The 18180-nt window shown below is 67.3% G+C and carries 16 protein-coding genes and 1 tRNA gene; 6 read left to right on the top strand and 11 right to left on the bottom strand.

The features are described 5' to 3' along the window. Position 1 precedes the first annotated feature (1 nt). The 5 genes from sufD to NBT67_RS07955 all read left to right on the top strand — a co-directional run bounded on the left by sufD (position 2) and on the right by NBT67_RS07955 (position 2940). A complete protein-coding gene (sufD, locus tag NBT67_RS07975) occupies positions 2-1213 on the top strand; it encodes a Fe-S cluster assembly protein SufD (RefSeq protein WP_251344316.1) in 1212 nt (403 codons plus the stop codon). A 91-nt stretch (positions 1214-1304) separates the two neighbouring features. Further along, positions 1305-1799, top strand: coding sequence for a ferritin-like domain-containing protein (locus NBT67_RS07970; protein WP_251344315.1), 495 nt, complete (start codon positions 1305-1307; stop codon positions 1797-1799). A gap of 2 nt (positions 1800-1801) precedes the next feature. Then, a complete protein-coding gene (locus tag NBT67_RS07965; RefSeq protein ID WP_251344314.1) occupies positions 1802-2236 on the top strand; it encodes a metal-dependent transcriptional regulator in 435 nt (144 codons plus the stop codon). Positions 2237-2286: 50 nt separating this feature from the next. Continuing rightward, positions 2287-2359: transfer RNA gene (locus tag NBT67_RS07960), tRNA-Gln, on the top strand. 149 nt (positions 2360-2508) lie between these two features. Further along, positions 2509-2940, top strand: a complete 432-nt coding sequence (locus tag NBT67_RS07955; RefSeq protein ID WP_251344313.1) for a universal stress protein — start codon at positions 2509-2511, stop codon at positions 2938-2940. On the opposite strand, the gene NBT67_RS07950 is transcribed toward NBT67_RS07955, so the two are convergent. From NBT67_RS07950 to NBT67_RS07940, 3 genes are all read right to left on the bottom strand, one after another. Further along, positions 2937-4139: an inorganic phosphate transporter gene (locus NBT67_RS07950; protein ID WP_251344312.1), complete on the bottom strand. Its 1203-nt coding sequence runs from the start codon at positions 4137-4139 to the stop codon at positions 2937-2939. The genes NBT67_RS07955 and NBT67_RS07950 overlap by 4 nt on opposite strands. A 93-nt stretch (positions 4140-4232) precedes the next feature. Beyond that, complete coding sequence (locus tag NBT67_RS07945; RefSeq protein WP_251344311.1) at positions 4233-6857, bottom strand: PAS domain S-box protein; 2625 nt, start codon at positions 6855-6857, stop codon at positions 4233-4235. Positions 6858-6953: 96 nt separating this feature from the next. Next, positions 6954-7637, bottom strand: a complete 684-nt coding sequence (locus NBT67_RS07940; RefSeq protein ID WP_251344310.1) for an RNA ligase partner protein — start codon at positions 7635-7637, stop codon at positions 6954-6956. Positions 7638-7979: 342 nt separating this feature from the next. Here NBT67_RS07940 and dgoD point away from each other — a divergent pair, with 342 nt between their 5' ends. Beyond that, positions 7980-9143: a galactonate dehydratase gene (gene dgoD / locus NBT67_RS07935; protein ID WP_251344309.1), complete on the top strand. Its 1164-nt coding sequence runs from the start codon at positions 7980-7982 to the stop codon at positions 9141-9143. 55 nt (positions 9144-9198) lie between these two features. Here dgoD and NBT67_RS07930 read toward each other — a convergent pair whose 3' ends face one another. From NBT67_RS07930 to NBT67_RS07895, 8 genes are all read right to left on the bottom strand, one after another. Further along, positions 9199-9885, bottom strand: coding sequence for an IclR family transcriptional regulator (locus NBT67_RS07930; RefSeq protein ID WP_251344308.1), 687 nt, complete (start codon positions 9883-9885; stop codon positions 9199-9201). 526 nt (positions 9886-10411) lie between these two features. Further along, positions 10412-11677 carry a CaiB/BaiF CoA transferase family protein gene (locus NBT67_RS07925; protein ID WP_251344307.1) on the bottom strand — a complete coding sequence of 422 codons (1266 nt, stop codon included), beginning with the start codon at positions 11675-11677 and terminating at the stop codon, positions 10412-10414. A 55-nt stretch (positions 11678-11732) separates the two neighbouring features. Beyond that, on the bottom strand, positions 11733-12356 hold the full coding sequence (locus tag NBT67_RS07920; RefSeq protein WP_251344306.1) for a tripartite tricarboxylate transporter TctB family protein: 624 nt from the start codon (positions 12354-12356) through the stop codon (positions 11733-11735). Further along, positions 12353-13906 carry a tripartite tricarboxylate transporter permease gene (locus tag NBT67_RS07915; RefSeq protein ID WP_251344305.1) on the bottom strand — a complete coding sequence of 518 codons (1554 nt, stop codon included), beginning with the start codon at positions 13904-13906 and terminating at the stop codon, positions 12353-12355. Before NBT67_RS07915 ends, NBT67_RS07920 begins: the two co-directional genes overlap by 4 nt. A gap of 115 nt (positions 13907-14021) precedes the next feature. Next, on the bottom strand, positions 14022-15137 hold the full coding sequence (locus NBT67_RS07910) for a tripartite tricarboxylate transporter substrate-binding protein (protein WP_251344304.1): 1116 nt from the start codon (positions 15135-15137) through the stop codon (positions 14022-14024). Positions 15138-15208: 71 nt separating this feature from the next. Then, positions 15209-16399 (bottom strand): CaiB/BaiF CoA transferase family protein, encoded by a 1191-nt coding sequence (locus NBT67_RS07905; protein ID WP_256474710.1) that lies wholly within the window; start codon positions 16397-16399, stop codon positions 15209-15211. Between the two features lie 65 nt (positions 16400-16464). Continuing rightward, on the bottom strand, positions 16465-17361 hold the full coding sequence (locus NBT67_RS07900; protein ID WP_251344302.1) for an MBL fold metallo-hydrolase: 897 nt from the start codon (positions 17359-17361) through the stop codon (positions 16465-16467). A gap of 35 nt (positions 17362-17396) precedes the next feature. Further along, positions 17397-18176, bottom strand: a complete 780-nt coding sequence (locus NBT67_RS07895; protein ID WP_251344301.1) for an enoyl-CoA hydratase/isomerase family protein — start codon at positions 18174-18176, stop codon at positions 17397-17399. Positions 18177-18180 lie beyond the last annotated feature (4 nt).

Below are 18180 nucleotides of genomic sequence, written 5' to 3'. Positions count from 1 at the left end.
CATGAGCACGCAGGTACCAGCAGACCTCTCGGAAGCGACCGTCCACGAGATCGCCGACCGCCGCGACGAGCCCGACTGGCTCCGCGAGACGCGGCTGAAGGCGCTCAAGGCCATGGACGATCTGGAGATGCCCGACGTCATCCAGACGCCAGGCCGGCGGTGGACGAACCTCGACCAGCTCGACTTCAGCGAGCTGGCCGATCCGCTGAACCAGGCCGACGACACCGACCGCGTCACCGACGAGGGCGTCGAGGTGCTCTCCTTCGCCGAGGCGATGGCGGAGCATCCGAGCCTCCTCGAGGCCAAGTTCGGCTCCGTGATCGAGCCGGACACCAACTACCTGACGGCGCTGTCGGTCGCGCTGTTCACGACCGGGACGTTCATCTACGTCCCCGAGGGCGTCGACGCCGAGGACGTGACGATCCGGACGGAGATGAACTCCCGGTCGCTGTTCAGCCAGACGCTCGTCGTCACCGAGGACTCCTCGTCGGTGACGATCCTCGAACGGATCGACTCCGGCGACGACGTCGAGGGCGACCGCTACTACAGCAACCTCGTCGAAGTCGACGCCGGCGAGAACAGTTACGTCCAGTACGGCTCGCTCCAGACCCTCGACGAGGACACGTACAACGTCACGCTCAAGCGCGGCGACGCGGACGTGTACTCGACCATCGACTGGATCGAGGGGAACATCGGCTCCCGGCTCACCCGCTCGGACATCGAGACGGAACTCAACGGCGACGGCTCCGAGACCAAGATCGTCGGGGCCTTCTTCGGCCACGACGACCAGCACTTCGACGTGAACGCGCGGGTCTGGCACCAGGCCGAGCACACGACGGCCGACCTCGTCACCCGCGGCGTCCTCGACGACACCGCCCGCTCGGTGTACGAGGGCGTGCAGGACGTGGGCCGCGAGGCGTGGGACACCAGTTCCTACCAGCGCGAGAACACGCTCATGCTGAGCGACGACAGCGAGGCCGACGCCTCGCCGAAGCTCATCATCAACAACCACGACACCGAGGCCTCTCACTCCGCGACGGTCGGCCAGGTCGATCAGGAGGACCTGTTCTACCTCACGTCGCGGTCGATTCCGGAACGTGACGCCCGGAACACCCTCGTGGAGGGCTTCTTCGTGCCCGTCCTCGAGGAGATCGAGGTCGACGAACTCCGCGAGGACCTGGAGTCGCAGGTCGCGGCCCGGCTCCGCGAGTAGGCGGCCGCAGGGAACACCTTAAGTTCCCCTCTCCCCGATTGCATCGTATGCCCGTCCCGGTCACAGTCGAACGGAGGTGGCAGTCGTTCCGATGAGCGTCAGCCACCGGGTCGGCTCCGACCACCAGTTAGCCCGCCTCCTCCAGATCGGTATCGTCCTCGAGGAGGTGGTCGAGGCACGAGCCCACCACCACTACCAGTCGCTCGACGTCGACCGGAGCCTCGATCCCGAAGTCGAGGAACTCCTCGCCGACGCCGCCGAGGAGTCGGCGGCCCACCGCGAGCGACTGGACGAACTGGTCGCCGACCTCGACGCGGAGTCCATCCCCTTCGAGGACATCGAGGCGCTCGTCGAGGCGCAGTACGCACAGACCAAACCCGACGACTTCGACGGCGTCCTCTACGATCAGCTCTGTAACGAGGAGACGGCGTACAAGTTCTACGACGACCTCGTGTCGGCGATCGAGGCCAGCGACGCTCGGTTCTCGGTGGATCGGGAGCGCCTGCTCGAAGTTCTGCGGTCGATCCGCGAGGACGAGGCCGACGGCGTCGAAGAGGTGACGAAGATCATGGAGAAACGGGATTAGCGATGAACACGGCAGACCAGTATCTCAAGGCGATCTACCTGATCCAGGAGATGGAGGACGGCCCGGCGGCGACGGGCGCGCTCGCGGACATGCTCGACGTGAGCCCCGCGAGCGCGAACGAGATGATCGGCAAGCTCGAAACCCGTGGCCTCGCGGAACACGAGAAGTACAAGGGGGTCCGCCTCACCGACGAGGGGATCACCCGCGCCCGCGACGCGATTCAGACGTACTGCATCATCGAGCGGTTCCTCGCGAACGTCCTCGACGTGGAGGACTTCCGTGCCGAGGCCCGCGAACTCGAAGCCGTCATCGACGACACCGTGGCCGAGCGCCTCGACACCATCATCAACCGCAACCCGAACTGCCCGGACTGCTTCGACGCCGACGCCGACGCCTGCGCCGAACTCGACGTGGAGTGCGAGAACCCGGCTGACTGACGACGCGAACGGCTGGATTTATACGGGGCGGCCGCCGAACAGCGACGTGTAGTCCCGTGGTGTAGTGGCCAATCATCTGGGCCTTTGGAGCCCAGGACGGCGGTTCGAATCCGCCCGGGACTACTTCTCCGGTGTCGGGCCACTCCAGTCGCGAACCCACTCCGAATCACGTCGCGCGGACCTAACGGGAGCGGCGACGCACGCCGGGCGCGTACGGACGCCGCTCCCGGCCGACCACCGGAGCTATTTTGCCGCGCGTCCAAGCCCACCCCATGCCCCCCTCACACGTCCTCGTCCCGCTCGACGGCTCACCGCTCGCCGACGAGGCGCTTGCGGAGGCCCTCTCACTCTTCGACTGCCGTGTGACGGTCCTGAACGTGGCGACGCCACTCGACCGGGGGATGAGCGAGGGCGGGATTCTCGGCGCCGACGAGGAGCGACGCGACGACGCACGCGACCGAGCCGAACGGCTCGTCGAACGGGCGCGTGACCGGGCCGCGGACGCCGACCGGACGGTCGACACCGTCGTCCGGACGGGCGACCCCGCGGAGACCATCCTCGAGTACGTCGCCGAGACGGGCGTCGACCGAATCGTCATGGGGGGACACGGGGGGGAGCGAAACGCCGTCGCCCGGCGTCTGCTCGGGACGGTGGCGACGGCGGTGGTCGGGGAGGCACCGGTGACGGTGACCGTCGTTCGCTAGCCGAGGACGGCGGCGAAGGCGCGGTAGAGGCCGAAGCCGACCAGCACGGAGGTGACGAGCGTGACGAGCCAGAAGGCGACGGTCACGGCGATTTTCTTCCGCGAGACGCCCGCCGAGCCGGCGGCGAGGCCGCCGCCGATGACCCCCGAGATGATGATGTTGTTGAACGAGATGGGGATGCCGAGGGCGATGGCGAGTTGGGCGATGACGAAGCCGGGGACCAGCGCGGCGATGGAGCGTCTGATTCCCAGTTGAGCGTACTCACGGGAGGTGGCCTGCAGGAGTCTGGGCGCGCCCATCCACGCGCCGGCGAGGATGCCCGTCGCACCGAGAAAGAGGAGGGCGATGCCCGGGAGTCCGAGTTCGGCCGTGAAGAGGTTCTCGAGCGGCCCGGTCGCCAACCCGACCTGGCTCCCGCCGCTGGAGAAGGCGACGACGCTCCCGAGGACGACGAGGAACGTACGGACGCCGTCGTCGACGGATCGCTGCGTGCGCCGACGGATGAACTGGAAGCTCGCCGCGGCGGCGGCGAGGGTCACGGCGACGACCACGGGGTCGACGCCGCCGACGGTCGGGGCGGGGAGCCCTCGGGCGACGAACCCCGAAATCGAACTCCCGCCGACGCCGGGCGGCGAGGGGACGACCGACAACTGGACGTTCGCGACGATGCCGCCGACGAGGGCCGCCAGGAGCGGGACGCCGACCGTTTCGGGGATGTCGTCGCGACGGAGGAGCGTCGCCGTGAGGTAGGCCAGGCCGCCGGAGACGGGCGGAACCAGCGCCCAGAAGGTCACGATCCGGCGGTACGTGTCGACGGCGGGATCACCGCCGAGCGAGAGGCCGACGCCGACCATCGCGCCGGTGGTTGCGAACGCCGCCGGGATGGGGTAGCCGGTGTAGACGCCGACGGCCATGAACCCGGTGGCGGTCAGCAGGCCGGCCGTCGCCGCCAGCGACGTGATCCGGACGCCGTCGACGAGGCCGGCCCCGACCGTCTCGGAGATGGCGCCGCCCTGTGTCAGCGCCCCCAACGCGGCGAGGATGCCGATGAGGAAGGCCGCCCGCATCGTGGAGATGGCGTTGGCACCGATGGCGGGCGCGAACGGCGGCGAGTTGCTGTTGGCGCCGAGGGTCCACGCCGTGACGAAACTGGTGAGCGTCGCCAGGGCGACGAGCGCCCAGAACACGGCTCCCGCCACGCTCAGACCGCCTCGGGCACGGGGGTCACGACCATTAGGTGCAGTTGGCCCGGCGCGCTAATAACCGTTCCCGCCGCCGGGAGGTGCCCCGGATCACCGCGATCCGTCGACGCGGAACTCGAACCGTGCGCCGCCGTCCCGTCCTTCGGTCACCGAGACGTCCCAGTCGTGGGCCTCGGCGATCTGTTCGACGATGGCCAGCCCGAAGCCGGTGCCGTCCGCCGCGGTGGTGAACCCGCGCTCGAACACCTCCTCGCGCTCGTCCGGGGGAATGCCGGGGCCGTCGTCCTCGACGGCGAAGCCGGTCGAGAAGTCCAGCGGTTCCACCCGGACGTGGACGTCCGTGCCGCCGTGTTCCACCGCGTTGCGAAAGAGGTTGGAGAGCAACTCACGGAGGCGGTCGGGGTCGGCGTCGACCGTGGTGTCGCCGACGGACAGGCCGGCGTCGTCGCCGCCGACCTGTGACCAGGCGGCCGCCGCCGCCGACTCGAGGGAGACGGGCTCCGGATCGAGCACCCGCCGTCCGTGTTCGGCCATCGCGAGCAGGTCGTCGATCAGGGTCTCCATCCGGTCGACCGCCGCGCGGGCGTTCTCACAGAGTTCGCGAACGGCCGCCGCGTCGACCGCCTCCGCGTCCCAGTCGACGGTCGCGCGGAACTGCTTGAGTTCGGCGTCGAGGAGGGCGAGCGGGTTCCGGAGGTCGTGGGCGACGGTCTGGCCGTACTCCTTGAGCCGGTCGTTCTGTGCCTCCAGTTCGCGCTCGTAGGCCCTGAGTTCGGTCACGTCGCGGTTGATGGCGACGAAGCCGTCGATGTCGCCGTCGGTCGTGATCGGGGCGATGGTCTGATCGACGACGTACTCCTCGCCGTCCTTGCGTTCGTTGACGACTTCGCCCTGCCAGACCTCGCCGTCGAGGATCGTCTCCCAGAGGTCGCGATAGAACGCCTCGTCGTGTTCGCCGGAGCGCACCAGGGAGGGCGTCCGACCGATCGCCTCCGCGGCGGAGTAGCCGCTCTGTTCCTCGAAGGCCCCGTTGACGTACTCGATTCGCCCCTCGACGTCGGTGATGAGGACGCTGTGGCCCGCGTGGTCGACCGCGCTCCGGAAGCGTTCGAGGTCCCGTTCCTGGCGCTTGCGCTCGGCGGCGTCCCGGACCGTGTTCACCTGGTAGGCCTTGCCGTCGATCCGGACGCGGGACGTGACGACCTCGACCGGACGCCGCTCCCCGGTGTCGAGGCGCTCGATGTGCGTGTCGTAGATCCGCCGCTCGCCGTCGTCGAACGAGTCCCAGTACGCCGAGAACCGCTCCCGGTCGAGGGTGGGATCGAGCGCGCACATGTGTTCGGTCCGGAGGTCCTCCCTGTCGGTCCCGAACTGCTCGGCCAGCCGTTCGTTGACGTACGTCGCGTACCCGTCGGCGCCGTAGGTTCCGATGCCGATGCCGGCCTGGTCGATGGCCCGCTTGAGAAAGGCGAGGTTGAGTTCGTGTTCCTTGCGCGACGTGACGTCGCGGTTGATGGCGACGAAGCCGTCGGTGTCGCTGTCGTCGCCCGTGATCGGGGCGATGGTCTGATCGATGACGTACCGTGTGCCGTCCTTGCGTTCGTTGACGACTTCGCCCTCCCAGGTGTCGCCGGACGAAATCGTCTCCCAGAGGTCGCGGTAGAACGCCTCGTCGTGTTCGCCGGACTGGAGCATCGAGGGACGGCGCCCGAGCGCCTCCGACGCGGTGTAGCCGGTGACGGACTCGAAGGCGTCGTTGACGTACGTGATCCGACCGTCGGTGTCGGTGATCAACACGACGTGGCCGGCGTGTTCGACGGCGCTCCGGAACTGTCGCTGCCGCCGCTCCCGACGGGTGCGGGCCTCGACGCGGGCGATGGCGTCGGCGATGTCCGTTCCGAGCGTCGACAGGGCCTCGCGCTCCCGGGCTCCGAATCCCTCCGTCCGGTCCGTACACACCTGGAGGACGCCGTGGATCGTCTCCCCGCTGACCAGCGGGACGGTCATCGTGACGCCGGGGTCGGTCTCGCCGCCACCGCGGGACACGGCGCCCACGGTCGTCCGCGCCCTCGCGACGACCGGTTCGCGCGTTTCGACGGCCCGTGCCGCCGGGGCGTCGTCGGTTTCGACTTCGATCCGGTCGAGGGCGCTCGCGTTCCCGGTGGCAACCTGCGGGTCGACGACGCCACGCTCCGGATCGTAGTCGCCGATCCAGGCGGTGTAGCCGGCGTCGTCCAGGGTGTCACGGACGCGCCGTTCGACTTCGTCCCTCGTCTCCGCGTCGACGAGCGCCCGACAGACGGCAGCGACGAGCCGGTCGACGCGGTCGGCCGCCGCGCGATTCCGCTCGACGGCGTGTTCGAGTCGGTTGACGAGCACCTCGTCGCCGGCCGACCCCGGTCGTTCCCGGCAGTAGTCGAGGCCGTCACGGGCGAGCACGTCGCCGGCGAGTCCTTCGCGTTCCGACTCGACGACGAGGACGACGGGGAGGTCCGCGGCCACCTCGCGAACCGACTCGACGAAGTCGAGTCCGTCCCCGGCGTAGGCGACGCAGTCGAACGGTCCCCCCGCGAGTCGGTCGAGGGCGGCGCTCGCGTCCGTGGCGGCCTCGACGGTCAGGTCGTCGCTCAGCCGTTCGAGACGATCCGCCGTCGCCACCGCGGTCTCCCGGTCGTCGACGTAGAGCACGCGGCCCGGCTCGGCCGTCTCGTCCATGTGCCCTGATGAGCCAACTCCACATATATAGTCCCCGCATGTTCCCGTCGACCGATAGGGGCGTCTCGCCGATCGGCCCGGAGCCAGTCCCCGCCGTCACTCCTCGGCGGCCCCGCGCTCGCCGCCGGTCGCGCGCACGTACTCCTCGAGGAGGGTCGGGAACTGGCCACCGCGGACGTAGCGGAGGCCGAACTCGTCGGCCCAGGAGATGATTCCGCGATCCTCGGTCACCACGCCCGCGTCGAGTTCGCGCGCGAGGACGAGCAAGTCGAAGTCCTCCCGGGAATCGAGGACCCCCTGTCGGAGCGCCCGTCGGTACTTGTCGCGCATGTTCGAGAGCACGCGGTCGGCGGCGGTCATGTACTCGTCGTGCCCGTCGGCGGTCAGGTCCTCGGGGTCGAGTTGCTCCACCTCGCGGATCGCCGCCTCGGAGACTCGCAGCCCCCGATCCACTCGGTCGCTCATCTCGTCGATGAAGTTGTAGACGATGTTGGCGGGGATGGACACGCCGTACCGGTCGGGGCTCTTTCGCACCACCCAGGTGTCGAGTCGGGAGAACACCTCGTCCTCCACGTCCCTGTCCCGGAGCATCGCGCCGAGTTCGTCGTGGATGGAGGGCGGCATGTAACAGGAGATGTTGAGTTCGAGGCGGGCCGTCGCCACCAGGTCGAGCAGACGGCGGACGGCCGTCTCCAGCGATTCGTCCCCCCGGCGAATCTCCTCGGTGAGGAACAGCGACGTGTCGAGGACGAACTGCTGACGTGGAAGTTCACCGGCCATACCGTCCGTTTGGCGGGTGGGATACTAAACGTCACACCCCGTCACGGAACCCGGCGCGCTCCGTGTGCGCTCGGATCGGGGTTCGACGACGGATCGGACCCGGCGACTCCGGGTGATCTCCCGGGACGGGTTTCGACGTTCCGGACGGCGGGTCGTCCGCAATCCGTTCATGTCTTCACGAGAACTGCTTCTCGGCGGGAAGACGCGGTCCGGCCGGTGACAGTGCCGAGCGGGTTCGCGGGTGAGGCTCCGCTCACCGCCGGGGACCGCCCGGGACCCCCCGAGAGCGGCGCCGTCCACCGACCCGAAAGGCTATTCCATGGCTCTCCGGGATGTGGTAACATGGTCACCGTCACGGATTACGAGCTGTTCAAGCTCCCTCCCAGACTGGTGTGCCTCCGCGTCGAAACCGACACCGGCATCGTGGGGTGGGGTGAGCCGACGATGGGCGCGTACTCCAACATCGTGAAGGCGGCTTGCGAGTTCCTGATGGACGCCTTCGTCGTCGGTGAGGATCCGCTGGAGATCAACGACCTCTGGGAGAGGATGTACTACGGAGGGTTCTACTACGGTGGCCCGATCCTGATGACCGCGATCTCGGGAATCGATCACGCGCTGTGGGACATCAAGGGCAAGCAGTACGACCTGCCCGTCTACGAGTTCCTCGGTGGGCGGGTCCGGGACCGGCTGCGCGTCTACACGACCGTCGGCGAGCAGTTCGTCGAGGAGAACCCGTCGAGGGACCTGCAGGACCGGGCGTCGACCCTGCACGACCTGGGCGTCACCGCCCTCAAGATCAACGCCCCGCTGCGGACGCGGGACATCGAACCGCCGGCGATGGTCGACCGGACGAGAGCGCAGTTCGCGGCGGTCAGAGACGAGGTGGGCGACGACGTCGACGTCGCCGTGGACTTCCACGGCCGGGTCACCCCCGCCATGGTCGAACGCCTCGCAGACGCGCTCGAGCCCCACGAGCCGATGTTCATCGAGGAGCCCGTTCTCCCCGAGTACAACGACCAGCTCCGGCACGTCGATACGAGCATCCCGCTCGCGACCGGGGGCCGGATGTACACGCACAAGGCGTTCGCCGACCTCCTCGGCAGCGGCGTGGTCGACGTGATCCAGCCGTCGCCGTCGCACGCCGGAGGGATCACCGCCGTGAACAAGATCGCGAGCCTCCCCGAGGCGTACGACGTGACCGTGGCCCCTCACAGTCCCACCGGCCCGATCTCCTACGCCGCCTGTCTCCACCTCGGACTGTCCGCGCCGAACGTCTCCGTCCAGCAGACGCCCTTCAACGTGATCGGTGCCTCAGAGGAGTCGCTCTTTCACCAGTTGCTGGACGGACGGCCGTTCGACTACGACGATGGGTACGTGACCCTGTCGTCCGGCCCCGGTCTCGGCATCGACATCGACGAGGAGTTCGTCCGTCAGCGCTCGAAGATGGATATCGACTTCCAGTTCCCGCTGTGGCGCCACGAGGACGGGAGCTTCGCTCGCTGGTGACGCACGTACACACCGGCGGGCGGAATCGGTGCCGGGAACGAGACGGCACCCGGCCTCACAACCGGCTTTCGATGGTTTCGGCCGTACTGACCATCATGCTGAGTATGTCCTCGTCCACGAGTCGTCCTTCGATCTGATCGATCGGTGCGAGTACCTCTATCGATCCCCGCACGCGATCGGAGCCGCCGATCTCGACCGCGATACGCCGGCGTTCGTCCTCGGTCTCGATCCCGACCTGGTGATCGTCGACGACCGTCAGGCCGCTCTCCGGCCCGTCCGCCCACTCCCGGGGCACGTCCCGGTTCTCCCCGTGGGAGCGCATGACTCGACCGACGGCGCTGTCCTCCAGAGCGATAGCTCTTCCCTCCGTCGACTCCGTACTGCCGTCCTGTCCGCCGAACGTGCTGTAGAGACAGACCGCGTGCTGACGCTCTCGGACGTAGAGGTTGGTCCGCGTGTAGGTGACACGGGCCAACTGGTCGAGCGGTTCCCGACCCACCTCGTAGAGCGGTTCTCGCCGTCGCACCCGCGCCCCGAAACTGAACAGCTCGTACGACACCTCGTACGTTCCGTCGCGTTTCTCGAGGTAGCCGAGTTCCCGAAGGGTGGTGAGGTGCTTGTACGTCCCGCTCGCCGAGATGTTCAGGTGCTCCGCGAGTTCCGTGACGCCCGCACCGTCCAGCTCGAGGAGGGCGTCGATCAGCTCGAAGGACCGCTCCACCGATTGAATCGTGTCCTCCATTCCGTGGACTGAGAACCAACGGTGACATAAGGGTTTTCACTGGCGTCGTCGGGACCGTTCGGATCGCCCGCCCCACCCACGACGAGCGCTCGTGACTCGCGTTCGGCGGTACTCGACCCGTATCAGAAACGTACGAATATTGGTTTATTCAATGTCTTAGTTCTCTATCGACATGTTCTCGTCCCGTACGACGCGTCGACGTCGCCGTCCCGCGCGGTGGGAGGTCGCCGCGACCGCAGTGTGTCGAGACGGCCGCGTTCGTGCCGAAGACGGACGTTTGTCCGGGATTATGCCCGTAATTCCCGGGGCACGGATGACGGTCGGTGTGTCCGCTCACTGCTACGCCGCCTGCGGTCGCCATCGGGGCGAATACCGACGTCTCACGGTCCGAAGTGATCGAATCGACTCCTGCCACCGGCCGTGGATCGAGGGAGTCGCTTTCGCGACGACGACCGACACCGTGTGCCCGACATACAACATATGGAGACAATATACGAAACTGATAGTTCTCTCGGCCGGTGTCGGACTACCTCTCGGGAATCGCGCCGCTCTCGCGGAGCGACTCGATCTCCTCCTCGGAGTAGCCGAGTTCGGTCAACACGTCCCGCGTGTCCTCCCCGAGCAACGGGGGTGCCTCGTCGAATCCGGTGTCGGCGCGGTCGAAGTTGAGCGGGTGTTCGACGACCGGAATCTCACCGACTGCGGGGTGGGAGACCGACGTGACGACGTCTCGCGCTTCGGTCTGTTCGTTGTGGAGCGCGCGCTCGACGTCGAACACCGGGGCGACGGGGAGTCCCTTCTCGTCAGCGAGATATCCCACCCACTCCTCGGTCGTTCGTTCGCGGAACGTCTCCTCGAGTTCGGCCTCGAGTTCGTCCATGTGTTCGACCCGGTCGGCGTTCGTCTCGAATCGTGGGTCGTCGGCGAGTTCGGGACGGCCGATGGCGTCGCACAGTTCCCCCCAGAGTTTCTGGTTCGCACACCCGACGTTGAGGTAGCCGTCGCTCGTCCGGTACGTCTGGTAGGGGGCCAACACCGGGTCCTTGGTCCCCATGCGGGTCGGCTCCCCGCCCGCGAACACCTTTCCGGCCTGCTTGCTGAGCCAGGGGAGCACGGCGTCGTGCATCCCGAGTTCGATCCGATCGCCCGAGCCCGTCCGCTCCCGGCGGAAGAGTGCGCCGACGACTCCGTAGGCGGCCCACATCGCGGTGACGAGATCGGTCTGCGGAACGCCGACCTTGACGGGGTCGCCGTCCTCGGGACCGGTCACGTCCATGATCCCGCTCGTGCCCTGCACCAGGAGGTCGTAGCCGGGGCGGTCGCTCCACGGTCCCGATTCGCCGAACGCCGAGATGGAACAGTAGACGATGTCGGGGTTGTGCTCCCTGATCTCGTCGTAGTGGACGCCAAGCCTCTCGGCGGTTCCCGGCCGGAAGTTCTCGAGGAAGACGTCCGCCTCGGCAGCCAGGTCGTACAGCGCCTCCCTGGCGTCGTCGTTTTTTAGGTTCAACTCGACGCTTCGCTTGTCGTAGTTGATGGTCCAGAAGTAGGGCGACTCCCCCCCTTCGGCGGCGACCGTCCCGGGTCCGTCGTACCCCTCGGCGTCGACGAACGGCGGTCCGGAGTGGCGATTGTCGTCGCCCACGTTCGGCCGTTCCACCTTGATCACCTCGGCGCCCTGATTCGCCAGCATGAGCGACGCGAAGCCCCCCGTCACGAACGTCGTCAGGTCGACAACGGTGATGCCGTCCAGGATGCGGTCGTCTCCCGACGACGAAATCGGATCCGTCATAAGTTACGAATAACCACGATATCGGTTATACGTTTCGGTGTGAGCGGGGTGGGGGCTACGGCATGAGGCCGTTGAAGAGCACCTCGAAGAAGAGGCTCACCTCCCGGAACGGCCCGTTTCCGTACGGGAGCGAGATGTTGAAGAGCGTTCTGAAGAGCGCGAACAGGAAGAGCGTGGTGAACAGGCTGAACGCAAGCAGCCTGACCGGGGAGCGGTATCCCGAGATCCAGGCGAACACGAACAGGAAGACCGGCGTCGAGACGACGAACCCGGTCGGCGTGAGCGCGGCCAGATAGAGGAGGACGGCCACGACTGCCAGTCCGAACTGAGTCCGCTTGTCGGACAGGTCTCCGAGCGCTCCGTCGAGGGAGGGGCGGATCCCGCCGGGGTCGTCCTCGGTGCCGTCGCGCAGACGCCGGACGACGAGTCCCAGATTGATCACGGCGGCGACGAGGACGGTGACGAGCGTGACCCGCGGCCAGAACGCCGCACCGGGATCGTACGTCGACCCACTGATCCCCCCGAGGTCGCCGGAGAGATACAGGAAGAAGACCGCTCCGGCGATGAACCCCAGCGTTATCAGGCCGTCGACGTACCGGTTGGGTACCTCGTTGCTCTGCAGTTCGTCCAGCGCGTCCGTTCCGCTCGTCTCCTCGGCGTCGGGGTCCGGTCGACTCATGAGTTCGCCTCCTCCACTCCGAACAGTTTGTCGACGATCCGTTGCCCCGCGCCGGTGTCCTGGAGGAGGGGGATGAAGAACGCGAGCACCGACAGCACCACGAGCACCGCCGAGATGGGTCGGGTCAGGAACACCGCGAAGTCACCCTGTGACTTGATGAGTGCCCGCCGCAGCGACGGCTCGGCCAGCGGGCCCAGGACGAGGCCGATGATGAGCGGCGCGATGGGGTAGTTGTACTGTTCGAGGTAGTAGCCGAGTACCCCCGACACGAGCATCACCCACAGGTCGAAGACGATGTTTCGCGTCGCGTACGCTCCGATGGCCGAGAACATCACGATGAGAGAGAGGAGGAGCGGTTCGGGGATGTGTCGAATCTTGACGAACGAGCGGACGATCAGCTTGTTCGCGAGGAGGATGCCGACGTTCGCGAGGAGGAGGGCGGCGAAGATCGTGTAGACCAGTTCGCCCTGCGCCTGGATCATCCCCGGTCCGGGACGGATCCCGTGGAGGATGAACGCAGCGAGGATGACGGCCGTCGTCGCGCTCCCGGGGATGCCGAGCGTCAGGAGGGGAACGAACGCACCGCTGCACGCGGCGTTGTTCGCCGTCTCCGGGGCGGCGACACCCTCCGGAACACCCGTTCCGAACTGCTTCCGTATCTTCTCCGGGACGATGCGCTGGCCGAACGTGTATCCGAAGAGCGCCCCGGTGGTCGCGCCCGCGCCCGGCAGCACGCCGATGAACGTCCCGAGCACGGAGTTGAGCCCCAGAATCCGAGAGAACCGCTTGATGTAGTCGACGGGCGGGAAGATGCCGCCGGAACTGGCGTTCTCCATGTCTATCTCTCCACCCCCGTCGCCGCCGATCATCTGTCCCTCCTGACGGAGCTGTTTGAGGACCTCGGAGAGGGCGAACACGCCGAGGATGACCGGGATGAAGTTGATCCCGCTCATGAGCGTCTGGCTCCCGAAGGTGAACCGCGGACGGGCCGTCATCGGATCGAGCCCGATCACGCCGATGAACAGGCCACCGGCCATCATCATCGACGCCTTGGTGACGTTACCGGAGCCGATGGTCGTGACCAACGCCAATCCGAGGAGGATGACGGCGAAGAATTCCGCGCTGGAGATTCGGTAGGCCCACTCCGAGAGCATCGGCGAGAAGAGGATCAGGAACACCGTCCCGACGATCCCGCCGAACGCGGAGCAGAACACCGCGGTGCTGATCGCCTCCCGGAGCTTTCCCTTCTGGTTCATCGGGTACCCGTCGAGCGTCGTCATGATCGCCTCGGGCGCACCCGGGACGCGAAAGAGGATCGCGCTGATGGACCCCGCGTAGACCGCGCCGGCGTAGATGACCGCGAGCATCATGATGCCCGTGGTCGCGTCCATGACGTACGTCAGCGGGATCAGGAGGACGACCGTCATCGTCCCGTTCATGCCCGGAATCGCTCCGCTGAGCATCCCCAGCACCAGCGCGCCGGCGAATATGAGCAGATTCAGCGGCGTGAAGATGTTGCCGAATCCGGCGAACAGTTCGTTGATTACCATGATCGGTTGTCGCGTACGTAACTCGGTCGTTTGAGTTCTGTCATTCGTGGTATCCTCACTCGCCCGTGCCCGCGGACCGCGGGGAGGGGGATGTCGGGCGAGCAGTCCGTCGGATCTAGCTCCGCACCTGCTCGTACGTCTCCTCCATCTCGTTGAAGAGCTGGACGTTCTGCTCGAGTACGTCCATGAACTCCGTCCGCGGGAGGTACCCCTCTCGGAGATAGACGAGCGTCTCCTGTTCGAGCTGCTGGTAGGAGTCGGACTCCATCGCCTCCTCGATCAGCTGTTCCCAGTACTCCAGGGCCTCGGTGGGAGTCCCCGCCTTCGCATTGAACCCTCGGGAGACGCCGTACGTCGCGCTCCAGTCACGCTCGCCGGCCGCGACGACGTCCGGGAAGTCGTCCACCGGGTCCTCCGTCCCGACGAGGAGGAGCGTGACGTCACCCGCCTCGTAGGCCGACTGCATCTCCTGGATCTCGCCGAACCCGCCGTCGATCTCGCCGGAGATGATGTCGGTCCGCATGCGGCCCGCGTCCTGGTACGGAACGATCTGGGTCCCCTCGAGGATCCCGGCCGCCTCCGCGAACTGGATCAGGAACGCCGCCCCGGTGACGCCGCCGACCGCGCCGAGCTGGATTCCCTCGCCGTTGGCCTTTTCCAGGAGCGAGTCGAGTGACTCGTGTCCCACGCCGTCGCGACCGCTGGAGTAGATCCAGCTGGTGTCGTGCTGGACGCGACAGACGCCGGCCCACTCCTCGAGCGTGAAGTCCGCGTTGTCGAGCGCGATGTTCGGCGAGATCGCCTGCGTGCTCGCGAACAGGGTGTACCCGTCGGCCGGCCTGTTCAGGACACGGCGGGCGCCGTTCAGCCCGTTGGCGCCGGTGATGTTCTCGACCTGGATGCTGATGTCCACGCCCCGCTCCTGCAGGATCTCCTCGGCCGGCTGCATGATGCCGCGCGTCATGGTGTCGGTCCCGCCCCCGGCACCCCACGGGACGATGACCGTGAGGTTGCGGTCGGGAGTCCAGCCGTCGCCGCCGGAGCCGCCCCCGCTTTCGCCCGCCGTCGAGCCGCCGCCGGAGGCGGTGTCTTCACCCCCGCCACCGTCACCGTCGCCGCCGTTGCCGCCGTTGCCGCCGCCCATACAGCCGGCGAGACCGACGATGCCTGCGGCGCCCGCACTCTTGAGGAACGTCCGTCTGCTCGCGTCGGAAAGCTCACTCCTACGCATAGGTAACACATGACGTTGGCATTCCTTATACAATTAAAACTTATGTTTCATTCGTGACGTTCGAGCGACGATCACTCCGGGTCGCCGAACGCGCCGTCCTCGCGCCACCGGGACAGACGCTCCTCGCTGACGAGGTCGGCGAAGACCGCCTCGGTGTGTTCGCCCAGCCGTGGCGCGGGCGAGTCGACCGACGTCTCGTAGTCCGGATAGCGGATCGGGTGGCCGGGGAGGAGACACGCGCCCCAGTCGGGGTCGTCGTGGTCCTCGACGAGGCCGCGAGCCGAACTCTGCTCGTCCTCCACGACGTCCGCGACGTCGTTCAGCGGTCCGTTGGGGAAGCCGTACTCGGTCAGCCGTTCCAGCCAGTGTTCGGTCGGCTTCTCGGCGAACTCCTCCTGGATGACGCCGATGACCTCCTCGCTGTTCTCGTATCGCTCCTCGTTCGTCCGGAACTCGCGGATCTCCTCCCGTCCGAGCATGTCCACGAAGTCGTCCCACCGCTCGTCGCTCGGGACGCCCGTCACCACGTGTCCGTCGGCCGTCTCGAACAGCTGGTACGGGACGGTGAACTGGTGGGAGCGACCCTGCGGTCCGGGGACCTCCCCGTTCATCGAGTACGTGGTGATGTACTCGTTCATGAGGCTCACGATGGCGTCGTAGAGGCCGACGTCGAACTGTCCGCCGGTCCCCGTACGCTCGCGTTCGTGGAGGCGCGCCAGCACCCCGACGGTGGCGAGCAGCCCTGCGGTCAGGTCGCCGACGGCCTGTCCCACCTTCACCGGCTCGCCGCCCTCGGGCCCGGTGACGCTCATGATCCCCCCTTCCGCCTGCAGGATGAGGTCGAGACCCTTCTTCTCCCGCTTCGGACCGGTCTTTCCGTACCCCTTGATGCTGGCGTAGACGAGGTCCTCGTTTCGATCCGAGAGGGTCTCGTAGTCGAGGCCGAGCTTGTCCGCGACGCCGTGTCCGAAGTTCTCCAGGAACACGTCCGCCTCGTCGACCAGTTCGCGTGCGGCCTCCCGTCCGCCCTCGGTCTTGAGGTCGAGTTCGACCGACATCTTGTTGCGGTTGTTCACCATGAAGTACGCGGAGCGGTTCTCGGGGCCGACGCCCTGCGTTCGAGCGGGGTCACCCACGCCCGGTCGCTCGATTTTGACCACCTCAGCTCCCATGTCCGCGAGGAGGGACCCACAGAAGGGGCCCGCGCGGTGGACTGTCATCTCTACGACTCGAAGATCCGACAGAGGGCCTTCCGAACCCATACCCCCCTGTTCCACCATCCGACTAATAAAAATTGGTGATGCGCGGCGTCGCGCCGACGGACGGGTCACCGAAGGTATCGCAGCGCCCCCTCGACGTCCATCCGGGTGATCTCGCGGGCGACCGGGCCGTCCCAGACGCGGTACTTCGGTCCGCTCCCGTCGGCGACGAACGCCTCGATCACACGGTCCGTATCGCCGTGGGTCTCCCACTGGTTCCGGACCGTCTCGACCCAGGAGTCGAGGACCTCGGCGTACTCCCGGAAGGCTCCCGCGGCGTCGTGACGGGGACCGAAGTGCGGGTAAAGTAGCGTCTCGACGTCCAGCGCCCGCAGCGTTTCGAGGGTCTCGTGGTTCGCCGCCAGGTCGAAGTCGGGCGGTGGCGTCGTCGGCAGGAGGTTACCCCGGAGGTACTCGCCGCACTCGTCGGCGGTGAACAGCGCCCGATCCCCGGGCGAGTGGAGGCAGACCTGGTGGGGAGCGTGTCCCGGCGCCTCGATCGCCCGGAGCGTCCGGTCGCCGAGGTCGATCGACTCGCCGTCGGAGAGCGGAACGAACCGCTCCTCGGGAATCGGCCTCGCGGTTCCGTACTCGTCCGCGAGGTCGCCGACCGCGCGGTGGACGCTCTCGATCAGTCGGGCCAGTTTCGCCTCGTCGGCCAGGAACTCGATCCCACGCTCGTGACAGTAGACGTCGGCGTTCGGACACCGTTCGGCCAGAAAGCCGGCGGCACCGGCGTGATCGAGGTGGATGTGCGTGAGGACGATGGCGTCGAGGTCCGCCGGGGCGATGTCGAGTTCGTCGAGCGCGTCCAGCACCCGGTGTCTCCCCGTCGACAGCCCCGGATCCACGACGGCCGTCGAGTCGCCGTCGACGATGTAGGCGGCCATCTGCCGGTCGTTGCCGAGCATCTTCGTGTCCACGCAGTGGACGTCGTCGAGACCGCTCACGGGCTCGTGTCGCATCGTAGGTCGACCTCCGGCGCGGTTGCGTGACCGCATCACTCGTTGAACTCGTCGACGAGTCGCTCGCGCTCCTCGGTGGCGAACTGCTCCCACCAGATCTCGGCCTCGCGCTCGCGGGCGGTGTCGATGTCGGGCGCGTTCGCGCTGAAGTTGATCGCGCGTTTCGAGTTCTTGACGGCCTGTCGGCCGGTGTCCTGGATGGCGGCGACGACGTCGTCGACCGTGGCGTCGAGTTCGTCGCGCTCGACGACCCGGTTGACGAACCCGATGTCCCTGGCCTCGTCCGCGTCGATCATGCCGGCCGTGTAGACGAGTTCCTTCACCTTCGCCTCGCCCACGAGCTGGGTGACGCGGTACGTGGATCCGCCGCCCGGAATCTGGCCGATGTCCGTGGTCGGAACCCCGAACTTCGCGTCGTCGACCGCGATCCGGAGGTCACAGAAGCTGGCGAGGATCAGCCCGCCGCCGACGCAGTAGCCGTTGATCTTCGCGATGACGGGCGGGTGGAGGTCGTAGGCCGCCCTGTAGACGCTCTCGTAGAAGTGCTGCTGGCGGTCCTTCTGGCGCGGGTCGTGCTCCGCCGCCGATCCGGCGTACTGACCGATGTCCGCCCCGCTGCAGAACGCGTCGTCGCCCTCCCCCGTGATGACCACGGCGTCGACCTCCCGGTCGAGTTGGATCTCGGCGAACGCTCTCGCGAGGTCCATGTACACCTCCGTGCTGAGTGCGTTGTACTTCTCGGGGCGGTGGAACGTGATCGTGACGACTCCGTCGTCCTTCTCGGCCGTGATGCTCTCGTAGGCCTCGTATGGCATACTG

This window comes from Haloplanus sp. GDY1 (assembly GCF_023703775.1).
Lineage (GTDB): Archaea > Halobacteriota > Halobacteria > Halobacteriales > Haloferacaceae > Haloplanus > Haloplanus halophilus.
Note: the sequence above shows the minus strand (reverse complement) of the source record. Positions and strands in the feature narration are given on the sequence as shown.